The 15,042-nt window shown below is 62.6% G+C and carries 14 protein-coding genes; 3 read left to right on the plus strand and 11 right to left on the minus strand.

The genetic code is table 11. From position 1 onward, the window contains the following. Positions 1–31: 31 nt before the first annotated feature. Positions 32–976: a hydroxymethylbilane synthase gene (gene hemC, locus PVW27_RS00665; protein WP_274554573.1), complete on the minus strand. Its 945-nt coding sequence runs from the start codon at positions 974–976 to the stop codon at positions 32–34. 99 nt (positions 977–1,075) lie between these two features. On the opposite strand from hemC, the gene hemE reads away from it, so the two are divergent. After that, the gene (hemE, locus tag PVW27_RS00670; protein ID WP_274554574.1) at positions 1,076–2,107 is read left to right on the plus strand and encodes a uroporphyrinogen decarboxylase; all 1,032 of its coding nucleotides are present in this window, start codon (positions 1,076–1,078) and stop codon (positions 2,105–2,107) included. Positions 2,108–2,186: 79 nt separating this feature from the next. Here hemE and PVW27_RS00675 read toward each other — a convergent pair whose 3' ends face one another. The 5 genes from PVW27_RS00675 to clpS all read right to left on the minus strand — a co-directional run bounded on the left by PVW27_RS00675 (position 2,187) and on the right by clpS (position 6,690). Beyond that, complete coding sequence (locus PVW27_RS00675) at positions 2,187–3,185, minus strand: cytochrome-c peroxidase (RefSeq protein WP_274554788.1); 999 nt, start codon at positions 3,183–3,185, stop codon at positions 2,187–2,189. A 249-nt stretch (positions 3,186–3,434) separates the two neighbouring features. Continuing rightward, a complete protein-coding gene (gene hemF, locus PVW27_RS00680) occupies positions 3,435–4,343 on the minus strand; it encodes an oxygen-dependent coproporphyrinogen oxidase (RefSeq protein WP_274554575.1) in 909 nt (302 codons plus the stop codon). Between the two features lie 156 nt (positions 4,344–4,499). Further along, a complete protein-coding gene (locus PVW27_RS00685) occupies positions 4,500–5,303 on the minus strand; it encodes an SDR family NAD(P)-dependent oxidoreductase (protein WP_274554576.1) in 804 nt (267 codons plus the stop codon). Between the two features lie 36 nt (positions 5,304–5,339). Beyond that, positions 5,340–6,347 (minus strand): class I SAM-dependent methyltransferase, encoded by a 1,008-nt coding sequence (locus PVW27_RS00690; RefSeq protein ID WP_274554577.1) that lies wholly within the window; start codon positions 6,345–6,347, stop codon positions 5,340–5,342. Positions 6,348–6,351: 4 nt separating this feature from the next. Beyond that, the gene (gene clpS / locus PVW27_RS00695; RefSeq protein WP_274554578.1) at positions 6,352–6,690 is read right to left on the minus strand and encodes an ATP-dependent Clp protease adapter ClpS; all 339 of its coding nucleotides are present in this window, start codon (positions 6,688–6,690) and stop codon (positions 6,352–6,354) included. Positions 6,691–6,796: 106 nt separating this feature from the next. On the opposite strand from clpS, the gene PVW27_RS00700 reads away from it, so the two are divergent. Together PVW27_RS00700 and PVW27_RS00705 are read left to right on the plus strand one after the other, a co-directional pair. Then, a complete protein-coding gene (locus tag PVW27_RS00700; protein WP_274554579.1) occupies positions 6,797–7,495 on the plus strand; it encodes an HAD family hydrolase in 699 nt (232 codons plus the stop codon). A gap of 279 nt (positions 7,496–7,774) precedes the next feature. Further along, positions 7,775–9,559, plus strand: coding sequence for a D-alanyl-D-alanine carboxypeptidase family protein (locus PVW27_RS00705; protein ID WP_274554580.1), 1,785 nt, complete (start codon positions 7,775–7,777; stop codon positions 9,557–9,559). Between the two features lie 73 nt (positions 9,560–9,632). On the opposite strand, the gene ccoS is transcribed toward PVW27_RS00705, so the two are convergent. The 5 genes from ccoS to ccoP all read right to left on the minus strand — a co-directional run bounded on the left by ccoS (position 9,633) and on the right by ccoP (position 15,038). After that, positions 9,633–9,791, minus strand: a complete 159-nt coding sequence (ccoS, locus tag PVW27_RS00710) for a cbb3-type cytochrome oxidase assembly protein CcoS (RefSeq protein WP_274554582.1) — start codon at positions 9,789–9,791, stop codon at positions 9,633–9,635. A gap of 4 nt (positions 9,792–9,795) precedes the next feature. After that, positions 9,796–11,982, minus strand: a complete 2,187-nt coding sequence (locus tag PVW27_RS00715; RefSeq protein WP_274554588.1) for a heavy metal translocating P-type ATPase — start codon at positions 11,980–11,982, stop codon at positions 9,796–9,798. Between the two features lie 17 nt (positions 11,983–11,999). After that, positions 12,000–12,455, minus strand: coding sequence for a FixH family protein (locus PVW27_RS00720; RefSeq protein WP_274554590.1), 456 nt, complete (start codon positions 12,453–12,455; stop codon positions 12,000–12,002). A gap of 2 nt (positions 12,456–12,457) precedes the next feature. Next, the gene (ccoG, locus tag PVW27_RS00725; RefSeq protein WP_432762062.1) at positions 12,458–13,969 is read right to left on the minus strand and encodes a cytochrome c oxidase accessory protein CcoG; all 1,512 of its coding nucleotides are present in this window, start codon (positions 13,967–13,969) and stop codon (positions 12,458–12,460) included. A 193-nt stretch (positions 13,970–14,162) separates the two neighbouring features. After that, complete coding sequence (gene ccoP / locus PVW27_RS00730) at positions 14,163–15,038, minus strand: cytochrome-c oxidase, cbb3-type subunit III (protein ID WP_274554592.1); 876 nt, start codon at positions 15,036–15,038, stop codon at positions 14,163–14,165. Positions 15,039–15,042: the final 4 nt, after the last annotated feature.

Consider the following 15,042-nt stretch of genomic DNA (forward strand, 5'->3'; position numbering starts at 1 on the left):
GGGGATATTTACGGCAAGAAGAAACGGCGGCTCAGCGCCAGTCGAAAAAGCCGGGTCCTGCCTGTTTCAGAAGGGTCTGCGCCATGTCGCGGGCCATGTCGGGCGCATCTGCAATGGGTGCGCTGCGGTCATCGGCGATCTTCTCGGAGCCGTCGGGACGCAGCACCTCGCCACGGAGGCGAAGCGTTGTGCCGTTCAACTCGGCCAGCCCGGCGATGGGCGTTTCGCAAGAGCCGTCCAGCGTTGCCAGAAAGGCGCGTTCGGCCGCAAGACGCTGGCCGGTTTCGGTGTGATGGATGGCCTCCAACATGGCGGCGGTGTTGGTGTCATCGGCGCGCCGTTCGATGCCAATGGCACCCTGTGCCACGGCAGGCAGCATCTCATCGGGCGAAATGGCACCGCGCGCAACATGGGCCATTCCAAGCCGGTTGAGCCCCGCCTGCGCCAGAAAGGTTGCAGACGCCACGCCATCGGCCAGTTTCTTGAGCCGTGTCTGCACGTTGCCGCGAAACTCGACCACTTCCAGATGCGGAAACGCGTTGAGAAGCTGCGCGCGGCGGCGCAGAGACGAGGAGCCGACGCGCGCGCCGTCCGGCAGATCCTTCAGCGCCGCCACGTCCTGTGCGACAAAGGCATCGCGCACGTCCTCCCGCGGCAGATATGTGTCCAGCAATAGCCCCATCGGTTGCAGGACCGGCATGTCCTTCATCGAGTGAACCGCGATATCGATGGTGCCGTCGAGCAACGCCTCCTCGATCTCGCGGGTGAAGAGACCCTTGCCACCGATCTCTTTCAACGGGCGGTCCTGAATCGCATCGCCGGTGACCTTGATCACCACAATGGCAAATGCCTCTTCGGGAAGGTCGAAAGCCGCCATCAGGCGGGCGCGCGTCTCATGCGCCTGGGCCAGCGCCAGCGGGGAACCACGGGTGCCGATCTTCAGCGGTGAGGCGGGGGTGGGGCGTGTCAGTGTCATGAGACAGTTGTTAGTCATGTAAAGCAGACCTGACAAGCACCAGATGCTTGACATCTTGCCGCCCAGAGGGGACGAAACTGTCAACCGAAGGGAACAGATATGACCAATAAAACGATTTTGCGGGCGCTGGCCGGGGAAACATTGGACACGCCGCCGATCTGGATGATGCGGCAAGCGGGGCGTTACCTGCCCGAATACCGCGCCACGCGCGAGAAGGCCGGTGATTTCCTGTCGCTGTGCTACAACAGCGAATTGGCGGCCGAGGTGACGCTGCAGCCGATCCGCCGCTACGGGTTTGATGCGGCGATCTTGTTTGCCGACATTCTGCTGGTGCCGCAGGCTTTGGGTGCGGATCTTTGGTTTGTCACCGGCGAAGGGCCGCGCCTGTCCACCATCACCACGCAGGCTGGTGTGGATGCGCTCAAACCCGTGGACGCCATCCATGAGACGCTGAACCCGGTTTATGAAACCGTGCGGATCCTCAGCCGCGAACTGCCGCGTGAAACGACGCTGATCGGATTCGCGGGCGCGCCATGGACGGTTGCGACCTACATGATCGCGGGACAGGGCACCAAGGATCAAGGCCCGGCCCACGCCTTGAAGGCCGAGAACCGCCCGGTGTTCGAAGCGCTTCTGGCGCGGATCACCGCCGCCACCATCGAATATCTGTCCGCGCAGATCGACGCCGGGGCCGAAGTGGTCAAACTGTTCGACAGTTGGGCGGGATCGCTCAAAGGTGCTGATTTCGACGCCTATGCGCTTGAACCCGCGAAAGAAATCATCGCGGCGCTGAAGGCCAGACACCCCGGCATCCCCGTCATCGCCTTCCCGCGGGAGGCCGGCGACAAGTATGTCGGCTTTGCCAAGGCGACCGGGGCCGATTGCGTGGCTGTGGACGATTCGGTGGATGCGGCATGGGTGGCACAGCATGTGCAGCCCGACAGTTGCGTGCAGGGCAACCTCAAGTCATCGCATATGGTGACGGGCGGTCAGGCGCTGGTGGATGAAACACGGCGGATCGTGCAGGCCCTGAAGAACGGCCCGCATATCTTCAACCTCGGCCACGGGATCACACCTGATGCGGACCCGGCCAATGTGCAGCTGATGATCGACACGGTGCGCGGGAACTGACGCGCGGACATCGGCGAGCCAAAAGAACGCGCAAGGGCAACCTTGCGCGTTCTCGTTTTCTGTCAGATTGCGGTCGGGTTCACTTCACCTCGCCCGTGGGCCGCGGCGTGGCTGCGGTTTCTGGTGGCAGGACGGGATAGACCACCTCAGGCATGGCTCCGGTCAGCGAACCGAGGAAGGCCACGATCTGATCGACTTCCTGATCGTTCAGCTCTTCACCCAACTGCGACGTGCCCATAATCGCTACGGCGACCCGCAGATCCCACACCTTGCCCGAGTGGAAATACGGCGCTGTCTGGTCGATGTTGCGCAGGGGCGAGGCGCGGAACACGTAGGAATCGTCCGCTGTCGCTGTGACTTGGTAGCGACCCTTGTCATCCGGCGGCAAGACATCCGCACCCGGTTTCTCGATCAGGCCGAACGGGTAATAGCCATTGCCGCCAATGTTCACACCGTTGTGGCAAGCGGCGCAGCCCTTGTCCATGAACAGCTCCAGCCCGGCGCGCTCAATCTCGTTCAAGGCACCATCGTCGCCATTCAGGAAGGCATCAAAGGGCGAGGGGGTGATCAGCGTCGCCTCATAGGCTTCGATCGCCTTGGCAAAGTTGTCGAAGGTCACAGGATCGGCCTCTGCGGGGAAGGCGGCCTTGAACCAGTCCACATATTGCGGCATCGAGTTCAGCGTTGCGATCACGTTTGCTGGCGTGTTCGCCATTTCGACACCAGCCTGCACCGGCCCCTTGGCCTGCTCGGCAAGGTCAGCGGCGCGGCCGTCCCAGAACTGCGCCTCGTTGAAAACAGAGTTCAACACCGTCGGAGAGTTGCGCGGCCCCTTCTGCCAGGCGTGACCGATAGAGGTCTCCATGTTGTCATCCCCACCCGTCGCAAGGTTGTGACAGGAGTTGCAGGAAAACACGCCCGAGGCAGACATGCGCGGATCGAAGAACAGAGCCTTGCCCAGCGCGACCTTCTCGGGGGTAATGGTGTTGTTGTTCAGCGCAGGCAAGGTCGAGGGAAGCGGCTTGAACATCTCAAGCGCGGCCTCGCGCAGATCGGACGCCCCGGCCAGTTGGGGCATGACTGACAGGGCGAACGCAGCCGCAAATGTCAGAATGGATTTTTTCATCGCTTGGGCCTCCAGAACCCGAATAGGAACTCGCACGTATCCATATGCACAGAATCGCATGTTCGGGGGCAGGCCGCCTTGACATGGGTCAAGCAAACTGTCGAATATCAAAAGATATCAATTTGATAAGGCATTATTGCCAGCTGAGAGAAAGGGGGCTTTTCGGCCCCTTTTCCCTTCCGCTGCGTCATTGCCGAACGGTCAGACCCATTTGGCCAGCGGCGGCAGGCTCATGAGCACGGCATTGGCGTCATGGCCCGTTTCCAGCCCGAATTTGGTCCCACGGTCATAGACCAGATTGTATTCGGCATAGAGGCCGCGATGCACCAGTTGCACGTCCTTGTCGGCTTCCGTCCAGGGCTGGGTGCGGCGCCTTTCCACCAGCGGCAGATAGGCCGGCAGGAAGGCCCGGCCGATATCCTGAATCAGGGTGAAATCCCGTGCCCAATCGCCCGTATTGTGGTCGTCCAGAAAGATGCCCCCCACACCACGCGCGCGGCCGCGATGCGGGACAAAGAAATACTCATCCGCCCAAGCCTTCAGCCGCGGGTAATGCGCTTCTCCGTGCGGGTCCAGATGAGCCTTCTGCACATCGTGAAAATGGGCCGTATCCTCGGCATATTCGATGCAGGGGTTCAGGTCGGACCCGCCACCGAACCACCATGCGCCGGGGGTCCAGAACATGCGCGTGTTCATATGGACCGCCGGGCAATGGGGATTCTGCATATGCGCCACAAGGCTGATGCCGGACGCCCAGAAACGTGGATCATCCTCCATCCCCGGCACGCCGCGCGCGGCCATAGCCTTCTGCGCGCGCGCGCCCAGCGTGCCATAGACAGTCGAGATATTGACGCCCACCTTCTCGAACACGCGACCGCCGCGCATCACGCTCATCAATCCGCCACCCGCGTCCGATCCGTCTTCGGAGGACCGTTTCGTCTGCGTCACCTCGAACCGACCTGCCGGCAAGCTGGCGGTGGGGCCTTCGGTCTGCGTATCCTCCAACTTCTCGAATGCGGCCACGATGTCATCCCGCAACTGACGGAACCATGCGGCGGCGGTCTCCTTCTCGGTCTGCATGGCCGGGGCAAGAGCGGAGGTCTGGGTCATTACGGCGTCCTGTGTGGATGATCTCTCTGCCGGAAAACCTAGCAGCCGGAAACACACAGCGCCAGACGCCCATTGTCCCAAGTCTGTTTCTTCTTACAGCAAATATCCCGGGGGAGTCCGCAGGACGGGGGCAGCGCCCCCATCCGTCAGCGCCGGTCAATGGGCCGGTGCGATCACCGGGTCCAGCAGCCCGCGTCCACCATCGACGGTCATGATCTGACCGGTCATGAAACTGGAGCAATCAGAAGCCAGATATTGCACCGCCTCGGCCAGTTCCGAAGGCGGCGCGATCCGACCCAAGGGCGTGCGTGCGATGATCTGGTCGCGGTAATCGGGGTTGTCCTTGATCGCCGCCTTGAGGCTGGCCGACATGACGGAGCCGAAGGCCACGGCGTTCACCCGGATCCGGTGCGGAGCCAGCGCCAGCGCAAGCGACCGGGTCATCTGATCCAGCGCGGCGGTCGAAATGGAATAGCCCATCAGATCAGGATGCGTGCGCTGTGCCGCAAGGCAAGAGATGTTGACGATGGTGCCAGCCGGTTCATTCTCTTCCAGATCCTCGGCCTGTTTGATCATGCGCCGGGCCACCATCTGCGACAGGCGCAGGGAGGTGAGCAGGTTCTGCTCAAGCAAAGTATCGACAGAGCTGTCTTCGGGGTCCAGCGCATCGGTCGTTGTGATCTGCCGCGCGCCGTTCACCAGAATATCGACCCGGTCGAAGGCGTCGATCGTGGCCGAAAGCAGGTTGGCAATTGTCAGCCTCTCGCGCAGGTCGCCTGCGAAATAGCGGTGGCTGTTGCCATCTTCATTGGGACCAAGTTCCTTGCGCAGGCGGTCTTCGTCCAGATCGGCAAAGACGACATTGGCGCCCTTGTCCAGAAAGTGTCGCCCGATGGCATGGCCGATACCATAGGCGCCTCCGGTCACGATCGCGGTCTTGCCAATGATGGAAAAGGACATGGGGGATCTCCGTTGTTCCGGGGACGCTAGCCGATTTCAGCGCCGGGTGCGAGACTTCGCAACCAGAGGGCGCGCGGCAAGCAAAATCTTGAACCGGTTGTCGCCGGTCAGTTCTGACACTTCGGCGAAATGTTGAGTCAGCGCCGCCTCATAAGGCAGATGGCGATTGGCTACCATCCACAGCCGACCCTGAGCCGTCAACATCGCGGCAGCGGCAGCAATGAAAGCACGACCCAGATCTGGGTCAGCCGCGCGACCTGCGTGGAAAGGGGGATTCATGACGACCCCGTCCACCGGTGTGCCCGGCCGCCATGTGGTGGCATCGGCCCAGTGAAACCGCGCACGCGGGTCGCTCACATTGCTGCGCGCGCAATCCAGGGCGGCATGGTCCGCCTCGACCAGATCAAGGCTTTGGACGCTATCCCGTTCCAGGATACGCGCGGCAAGATAGCCCCAGCCGCCGCCCAGATCGACAAGATGCGCGCCGAGTTTATCTGGCAGGCTGTCCGCCAGAAGCCGCGAGGCCGGATCAATTCCGTCGGCAGAAAAGACGCCCTCGGCGGTGACAAAACCACCCTCAACAGGCTGCGGGCCGCGGGCGTGCCAATCGGCGGGCATGGGTCGGGCGTGAAACCAGATGATCTTGCCATGCGCCTTGGACAGAACCGAGGGCTGAACGCCCTGCCCTCGTAGGTCACGCAGCATCGACTCGATCCCGTCGGTCTTCTGGCCGTCCACGATGATCAGCCCACCGGTCCCCACCACCGCGCAGGCCTGCGCCAGCAAGGCCCGCCCTTGCGCCTTGGCACGGGGCAGACAGACCAGAGCGGCGGCGTAGCTGCCCTCAGGCTGCCGCGCACAGGCATATTGCGCGGCGGTGAAGGCGTCATGATCGGGTTTGAAGCCGGTGATCACCTGCACACGGTCCTGCGGCAGAATCGTCAGATCCGTCCCCGCACGCGGCGCGAACACGGCGATACGGCCGGTCGTCGGCAGGATCAGGTCGCCACCCGACAGGGCCAGCGACAGGCGTTCGGTCAACATGGGATTATTCTTTTTCCATCGTGCATTGCAGCGGGTGCTGGTGACGCCGGGCAAAATCCATCACCTGTGTCACCTTTGTCTCTGCAATCTCATGGCTGAACACGCCGACAACGGCCAGCCCCTTTTTATGCACCGTCAGCATGATCTCGAAAGCCTGCGCGTGTGACATGCCGAAAAATCGTTCCAGCACATGCACGACGAACTCCATCGGCGTATAGTCGTCATTCAGCAACAAAACCTTGTAAAGCGGCGGTCGCTTGGTCTTGGGCCGAGTCTGCACCACGACCGAGGCATCACCGTCGGCGTCTTTCTTGTCAGACATATGAAGGGGCCGCTGGATCATCTGGCGCTACTTTGGTTTGGCATGCATGTTTGGCTGGCTTTGACCGGGTTATATAACCTCCGGGGGCGTTTAGAAAAGAGGGTGCGCCGGGATCGGCGGGGAAGTGATGCAGAATTTGACCACAATAGGCTTTGATGCCGACGATACCCTCTGGCAGAACGAGCGCTTCTTCCGGCTGACACAAGAACGATTTGCCGACCTGCTGCGCGATCATGCGGATACCGATCATCTGATGGCGCGTCTCCTCGAGGCGGAAAAACGGAACCTTGGCCACTACGGTTTCGGGATCAAGGGCTTTGTCCTGTCGATGATCGAGACCGCAATCGAAGTGACCGCGCAGCGGGTGCCCGCCAGCGTCATCGCGGAACTGATCGCCGCCGGGCAAGACATGCTGCGCCATCCGATCGAACTTCTGCCGCATGCGCGCGAGGCCGTCACCGCCGTGGCGGGCACGCACCGTGTGCTTCTGATCACCAAGGGCGATCTGCTGGATCAGGAACGCAAGCTGGCACAATCCGGACTTGGCGATCTGTTCGACGGTGTCGAAATCGTTTCGGCCAAGACGACGCCTGTCTATGAGGGAATTTTTGCACGCCATGGTGACGGGGCCGCACGCGCGATGATGGTGGGCAATTCGATGCGTTCGGACGTGGTGCCCGTAATCGAGGCGGGCGGTTGGGGTGTGCATGTGCCACATGGTCTGGTCTGGGAGATCGAGATAGCCGAAACACCCAGCACCGCGCCACGGTATCGGGAACTGCCAGATCTGGGTGCTTTGGCCGATCTGGTTCGTGAAATCGGCTGAGAATTGCAGCAATAGGGTCACAATTGACCGGTCTCTTGCCTGACATCGGCGTGAACCCGCGCCCGGTCGTGACCTTCCTCGTCCCCCATTCAGGCCATGGGTTGAGGATGTCCGCCTGCATACCTACCACATGTTGCGAAATCCGGTCTAGATGATGCAACCTCACCGTGAAACGCTTTACAAATGAACACTTTATTCAACTTTGTGCCTGTGTTAGCCTGAACTCATATAAAAATGACCGACCGAAATATCGGCGGCTTGAGGCAGAAGGCAGTGACAATGAAGGTGCGGCGTAGGCAGCCGGCCCGATACGGGCTATTTCTATTCACAGCCATATGGTTGATCGTTGTGCTTCCGCTCAGCGTGAGGGCAGCGCCATATGCGGCAATGGTCATGGATGCGCGGAATGGAGAAGTGCTCCATTCCGAGAATGCCGACACCCGATTGCATCCGGCCTCTCTGACCAAGATGATGACGCTCTATGTCGCGTTTCAGGCCATTGAGCGGGGCGAGATCAGCCTTGACACCGATGTGACGATCACGCGCGAGGCCGCAGCCGAGCCGCCCAGCAAGCTGGGATTGCGCGCAGGTCAGAAAATCAAGCTGCGTTATCTGATTCGTGCCGCGGCGATCAAATCGGCCAATGACGCGGCCCATGCCATCGGAGTGGCCATCGAAGGGTCCGAGGCGGCCTATGCCCGCCGGATGAACCGCACCGCGGCCGCGATGGGCATGACGCGCACGACCTTCAAGAACATGCACGGGCTGACAGCCGAGGGGCATATGTCCACGGCGCGCGACATGACGATCCTTGGTCGTCACATGCTTTATGATTTTCCCGAGTATTATAATCTGTTCTCGCGCCGCTCGACCGATGCGGGCATTGCGCATGTGAACAACACCAACCGCCGCCTTCTGGATGCCTATCGTGGCGCGGACGGGATCAAGACGGGATATACCCGTGCAGCGGGGTTCAACCTTGTCGCCTCGGCGGAACGTGGCGGCACCCGGATCATTGCGACGGTGTTCGGCGGACGTTCGACCGTGTCACGCAACCAACGCGTGGCAGAACTGCTTGATCTTGGCTTCAAGAAGGCCCCGTCCCGCGTGGCGCTGCGCAAACCTGCAAAACCGGATGCCATACCAGGTCGCGGCCCCAGCGAGGGCGATGTCGAGAACCAGGTCGCAGCGGTTGTAGCCTCGGTCAGCGGACGTCCGGCTGCGGGCAAGACGATCCGGCTGGTGACCGCCGTTTCGTCCAGCCTTCGCCCCGTCGCGCGACCAGGATCGGGCGCGCCTGCCCCCGTCATCGTGGCGCTCAAGGATGACATCACCCAAGCCTTGACCGAGGTCGCGGCCCAGACCGCCGCGGTTGAAGTGGCACAGAAGCAGGTGCCCGCCGCAGAGCCGGTTCCGGCCTTGGCCGCCATTAACCCGCCGCTCGCCATTCCAGAGCGTCCCGTTGCTGTCGCAGACAACACCACAGCGCCCGCCGCCGAAGTGCCGGATACAGCGCTGGCTCTGGCCGCGGACACGTCCGAGGAGACGACAGAGATCGCAGAACTGGCGGAAGCAGTGGCCGACGCGCTGCCTGAGGCACCCGCAGCCCTTGCCGAAACATCTGCTGCGCCAGAGGCGGCTGTCGAGGTAGCTGTGTCCCGGACCGCGCCTCCTGCCGCCATCAAACCCCGCGCCCGGCCCGAGGGTCTGGTCGTTCTGGCCAGCCTGCCCAGCGAAGAGACCGTGCGCACCGACGCACCCGCCGCCGTAGCCGAGATGGCGACCGCGCCCGAACCGGAGGTCGTCACACGGATCAGCACCTCGGGTGGTCGTCACTGGGGTATCAATGTGGGTCGCTTCGGAAGTCGCCACGCCGCCGAGAAGGTCCTGCTCCAGACCGCCTTGAAAGAGGTCAATACGCTGGACGGAACCCTCCGCAAGATCGTGCAGGGAAATGGCGGATTTGATGCCAATTTCATGGGCATGACCCGCGAAAGCGCGGATCTGGCCTGCCGTCGCCTGCAAGCCCGTCAGGTGCAGTGCTTCATGATCGGGCCAAGCTGATCACGGCAGACGGTTCAGGGGCTTTCCGCCACCCCGGAGGATAGCTCATTCAAGAGGCAACGCGGACCCCGTGTCACGGCTTGGGGTGATCGTCCCAATCGTCGTTCAGGATGCGACGGGCGTCGCCCTCGGGGTCGTCATATTGGTTGGTGCGCACGGTGTAGATGAAGGCGACAAGCCCCACACCGCCCAACAGCAGAGAGATCGGAATCAGATAGGACAGGACTTCCATCGGATCACTTGAGCCTTATTGCATTGAGGGCCACGGTGATCGACGAGGAGGACATGGCCAGAGCGGCCACCAGCGGCGTGGCGAACCCGGCGATGGCGATCGGCACTGCGATCACGTTGTAGAGAGTGGCGATGTTGAAATTCTCGCGGATGCGCCGCACGGCGGATTGGGCGGTTGTCACCGCATCGGCAATGGGCGACAGGTCGCTGCCCAGCAACACGATATCCGAGGCCACGCGCGCCGCATCCAGCGCCGAGGCGGGCGAGATCGAGACATTGGCCGCCGTCAGCGCGGCGGTATCGTTCAGGCCATCCCCCACCATCAGCACATGCCGCCCTTCGTCTTGTAGCGCGGTGATGCGGGCGGCCTTTTCCGCAGGCAGGGATTCAGCCAACCATTCGGGAATGCCCAGACGCCGGGCCAAGGCCTCGACAACGGCGGCGCTGTCGCCCGAGATCAGCAGGACACGTATGCCCTTGGCCATCAGGTTGCGCACCGCCTCGGCAGCGCCGGGGCGTAGACGGTCGGTGAAGGTAAAGGCGCGCGGCGTTTCCGTTCCGATGGCAAGCCATGCCGCAGTCTCGGCCCCCGGCACGGCCCCTGTCCAAGACGCGCGCCCCAACCGGACGGGCTGTCCCTGCCAAAGCCCTTTGGTGCCGTAGCCCGGCACTTCGGTCAGTTCGGTAATGGGTGCGGGCGCGATTCCCGCCGCGCGTGCCGCAGCCGCCAGAGAGACCGACAGCGGATGTGAAGACCCCTCGGCCAGCGCCAGCGCAATGGCCAGATCACGGGGGCTGTGATCGCTCAGATTGACCAGTTCCGGCGTTCCTGCAGTGAGCGTGCCGGTCTTGTCGAAAACGACCGTATCCACCTTGGCCAGCCGCTCAAGCGCGGTGGCGTCCTTGATCAGCATGCCCCGGCGGAACAGCTTGCCCGAAGCGGCCGTCGTCACCGCAGGCACCGCCAGACCCAGCGCACAAGGGCAGGTGATGATCAGCACGGCAGCGGCAATGTTCAGCGCGGTGCGCATGTCGGCGGAATACAGATACCACCCAATGAAACTGGCCATCGACAGGAACAGAACGCCGGGTGTGTAATATTTGGCCGTGCTGTCCGCCAGCGACGTATAGCGCGAGCGGCCACTTTCGGCGATGGCCACCAGATCGGCCATGCGGTGCAACGATGTTTCGCGCCCGACCGCCGTGGCCCTAATGCTCAGGGGCCCGGTCAGGTTGACCTCGCCCGCGCTGACGGGACGGCCCGGTTCGGCAAAGACGGGCAGCGTTTCGCCCGTCAGGAGAGAGCGGTCGATCTCGGAGCGGCCCTCGGTGATCACGCCATCCACAGGCATCCGCCCGCCGGGCCGCACGAGGATCAGGTCCCCGATGCGCAGGTCGGCCACGGGCATGACCACCTCGGCCCCATCCCGCAGCGCGGTGGCACGCGGCACTTCGAGCGCGGACAACTCCTGCGCGGCGGAGCGCGCGATGGCACGGGTGCGGTGGTCCAGATAGCGTCCGGTCAACAGGAAGAAGACCAGTGCCACGGCGGCGTCGAAATAGGCATGATGGCCAGAAAGCGCCGTTTCCCAGATCGAGGCAACCACAGCCAATAGCAGCGCCGTCACGATCGGGACATCCATGTTGGACCGGCGCACCCGCAGGGCCGACCATGCGCTTTTGTAGAAGGGCACACCCGAGAAGGCGAGCGTGGGCAGCGCGATCGCGGCGGAAATCCAGTGAAACAGATCCCGCGTGGCATCAGTGGCACCGGACCAGACGGCCACTGACAGCAGCATCACATTCATCATGGCAAAGCCCGAAACGGCCATGCGCATCAGCAGATCGCGGCCCACCTTGTCATTCTGGGTCAGAGACAGTGTGCCCGCGTCCAGTTCATGCGCCTCATAGCCCGTTTGCCGCAGCAACGTGACCAGTTGGTCGGGTGTGACGCCCGCCTCGGCCTCGATGGTGGCGCGCTTGAGGGTAAGGTTCACGCGCGCCGACTTGACGCCCGGGACGGCGGCCAGACTGCGCTCGACTGTCGAGATGCAGGCCGAACAGTGGATGGTCGGCAATGACAGCGCAATGCGAGCATCCTTGTGCAATCCCTGCTCGGCCAGCGCCTGCGCGCCGGGTGCGGCGACACAGGCAGGACAGGCCGAAATCGAGGGGCGAATGGCGGCGGTCATGATGCGAACCTTTCAGCTCAGCGTTTGACGTGGAGAATGACGCGTTGCGAGAACTGGGTGCCATTCTCGGCAAGGGCCGTCAGGCGGATGTTCCAGTTGCCATCGGCCAGATGGACCGGCGCGACATAGGCCACACCGTCGAAGATGAACTCGGGGCGGATGTCATCGGCCACATGCGTCGCGCGCCCCACCACGGCATCCAGCGCACCGACCCGCACGGGCAAGCCTTGGGCATCCGTGAAACGCAGGATCACTTCTCCCTCTGCGGCATCGGCGCGGACCGTCCATCCCAGCGCCTCCTGCGCGGCCTTGCGCTCGTCGAATTGCTGGCTGGCGACGTAGGAGTTCTTCACTTCAAGCCCCGGAAAGGTGCTGACTGCGGACCAGGCCAGAAGAAGATTCACCCCGATGATGATGCCGAAGGCTCCGCAGAAGATCATCAGAACATGGCGACCTGTCAGTTGCTTGGTCATGGTCAGTTATCCCTTCCGTTGAAGATGGTGTCCTTGTAGACGCGCTCGCCATTGGTCAGGTCCTCGACCCAGAGGCGGATATCGACACGCTCACTGCTGGCAGCACCGCTGTCGGACGCGGCAACGACATAGACCCGCTGCAGGAACGTCGTGTCGGCGGGGACCATGACAGTATCACCTTCGACGGATTCCAGCGTGACCTCAAGCGGTTGATCCGCGACCACGGTGACCTTGAACGGCCGGTCCTCGCCCTGCTTGTTCAGCAAGCGCACGTCATAGGTGTTGCGGATCGAGCCATCCGACAGCACCACGAAGGTCGGGTTGCGGATCGGGGCCACGGTCATCTCGATATCCGAGCGGATGAACAGCGCCACGACAAGACCGACACCAACAAGGGACCACAGCGCGGTATAAAGCATCGTGCGCGGGCGCAGGACATGCTTCCAGATCGGCTTGGGCTGGCTGCCCGCGCGTTCCGCCGTCTCGTCCGTCAAAGCCATATAGTCGATCAATCCGCGCGGCTTGCCGATCTTGTCCATCACATCATCGCAGGCGTCGATGCACAGCGCGCAGGTGATGCACTCCATCTGCTGGCCGTCGCGGATGTCGATCCCCATCGGGCAGACGTTGACGCAGGCCATGCAGTCAATGCAATCGCCCTGCGTCTGGGCCGCGTCGCCCTTTGTCAGCTTGCCACGCGGCTCGCCCCGCCATTCCCGATAGGCGACGGTCAGCGTATCCTCGTCCATCATGGCTGCCTGAATGCGGGGCCATGGGCAGGCATAGATACAGATCTGCTCGCGCGCGAAACCGCCGAAGAAAAAGGTCGTCATCGTCAGGATCAGCATGGTCGTATAGGCGACGGGATGGGCGTTCAGCGTCACCAGATCACGCGCCAGAGTGGGGGCGTCGGTGAAATAGAACACCCAGGCCCCGCCTGTCGCCAGACCGATCAGGAACCAGCTTGTCCATTTCGTCAGTCGTAGCCGCGCCTTGCGAAGGTCCCACTTCTCTTGCCGGTGCAGTCGCAGGCGTGCATTGCGATCCCCTTCGATCCAGCGCTCCACCAGGATGAACAGATCGGTCCAGACGGTCTGCGGGCAGGCATAACCGCACCAGACTCGGCCCAGTGCCGAGGTGAACAGGAACAGCCCCAGCCCGGCCATGACCAGAAGGCCCGCGATGAAATAGAATTCATGCGGCCATATCTCGATCCAGAAGAAAAAGAAGCGCCGGTTGGCAAGGTCGATCAGGACAGCCTGATCCGGCAGGTTCGGGCCACGGTCCCAGCGAATCCAGGGCGTCAGGTAATAGATCCCCAAAGTCACGGCCATGATGACCCATTTCAGATTGCGGAACTTGCCCGAGACACGACGCGGAAAGATCGGTTCGCGTGCGGCATAGAGGCTTGGCGGGACTTCGGGTTCAGTCTGGGACACGGGGGAATCGCTCCGGCAATGATCTGCGTTTTGCCCTTTGTCACAGGGAAGGCGATCGGCAACCTTGACCTGCATCAATTATTGCATCTGCGGGGTATCTATTCGACACGAGAGCACGGCACCGTGATGCGAAACGGCCCACAGACTTGCGCTATGGGCCGTTTCGGGATCAGATGGCGCCGACCTTCCAGGAAACGCGCGAACAGGACGGAAGGTCGGCACCGACCCATGGGCGTTTGTGGCGCCCATGGGTGTCTCTTGTGGGCGGTTACTCGCCGCCACCCAGTTGGTGGACGTAAGTCGCGACCGCGCGGATCTCGGCCTCGCTCAGACGGTTTGTCCAAGAGGGCATCACGCCGAAGCGCGAATAGGTCACGGTCTGCATCAGCGTCTCGTGCGAACCGCCATAGAGCCAGATCGCGTCGGTCAGGTTCGGTGCCCCCTGCGCACGATCACCCGTGCCGTCATCCATATGGCAAGAGGCACAGTTGTCGGCATAGACCGTTGCCCCGGCTTCGACCAAGGACGCATCCTGCGGCGTTCCCGACAGCGACATGACATAGTTCACCACCTGGTCGATCTCCTCGGACGCCAGAATGTCGCCGAAGGCAGGCATCTGGGACCAACGGGCGTCGGGATCTTCCTCGTTCCGGATGCCATGCGCGATTGTTGTATGAATGGCCTCGATGTCACCACCCCAAAGCCAGTCATCGTCCAGCAGGTTCGGATAGCCGGATGCGGCAACGCCTGCTGCACCCGAACCATGGCACTGTGCGCACCATGTGCGGAACACGGCAGCCCCGGCCGAGGTGGCATAGCCGCGCAGCTCGGGATCATCGGCGATCGCTGTCAGTTCGACCGAGGCCAGTTGCGTGTTGATCTGGGCATTGGCCGCTTCGGCGGCCTCGATCTCGGTCTGGACATTCGCGCGGGTAGACCAGCCCAGCAGGCCGGGTGTAGCCGCCTTGATCCCCGGCCAGGCCGGATAGGCGATGGTATAGAGAACGGCCCAGAAGATCGTGGCGTAGAAGGTCCAGAGCCACCAGCGCGGCAGCGGGTTGTTGAACTCCTCGATCCCGTCCCAGCTGTGGCCCGTCGTGTCCACGTCGGGCTTCTTTGTGGATTTCTGCGGTTGCTTTGCCATGTCC

Origin of the sequence: Seohaeicola sp. 4SK31 (genome assembly GCF_028802875.1) — a bacterium.
GTDB lineage: Bacteria > Pseudomonadota > Alphaproteobacteria > Rhodobacterales > Rhodobacteraceae > Seohaeicola.

Coding starts and splice junctions, on each gene's coding strand:
- hemC (WP_274554573.1), bottom strand. CDS start 976: ATGACACTGACACGCCCCACCCCCGCCTCACCGCTGAAGATCGGCACC.
- hemE (WP_274554574.1), top strand. CDS start 1,076: ATGACCAATAAAACGATTTTGCGGGCGCTGGCCGGGGAAACATTGGAC.
- PVW27_RS00675 (WP_274554788.1), bottom strand. CDS start 3,185: ATGCCCCAACTGGCCGGGGCGTCCGATCTGCGCGAGGCCGCGCTTGAG.
- hemF (WP_274554575.1), bottom strand. CDS start 4,343: ATGACCCAGACCTCCGCTCTTGCCCCGGCCATGCAGACCGAGAAGGAG.
- PVW27_RS00685 (WP_274554576.1), bottom strand. CDS start 5,303: ATGTCCTTTTCCATCATTGGCAAGACCGCGATCGTGACCGGAGGCGCC.
- PVW27_RS00690 (WP_274554577.1), bottom strand. CDS start 6,347: ATGTTGACCGAACGCCTGTCGCTGGCCCTGTCGGGTGGCGACCTGATC.
- clpS (WP_274554578.1), bottom strand. CDS start 6,690: ATGATCCAGCGGCCCCTTCATATGTCTGACAAGAAAGACGCCGACGGT.
- PVW27_RS00700 (WP_274554579.1), top strand. CDS start 6,797: ATGCAGAATTTGACCACAATAGGCTTTGATGCCGACGATACCCTCTGG.
- PVW27_RS00705 (WP_274554580.1), top strand. CDS start 7,775: ATGAAGGTGCGGCGTAGGCAGCCGGCCCGATACGGGCTATTTCTATTC.
- ccoS (WP_274554582.1), bottom strand. CDS start 9,791: ATGGAAGTCCTGTCCTATCTGATTCCGATCTCTCTGCTGTTGGGCGGT.
- PVW27_RS00715 (WP_274554588.1), bottom strand. CDS start 11,982: ATGACCGCCGCCATTCGCCCCTCGATTTCGGCCTGTCCTGCCTGTGTC.
- PVW27_RS00720 (WP_274554590.1), bottom strand. CDS start 12,455: ATGACCAAGCAACTGACAGGTCGCCATGTTCTGATGATCTTCTGCGGA.
- ccoG (WP_432762062.1), bottom strand. CDS start 13,969: ATGCAGGTCAAGGTTGCCGATCGCCTTCCCTGTGACAAAGGGCAAAAC.
- ccoP (WP_274554592.1), bottom strand. CDS start 15,038: ATGGCAAAGCAACCGCAGAAATCCACAAAGAAGCCCGACGTGGACACG.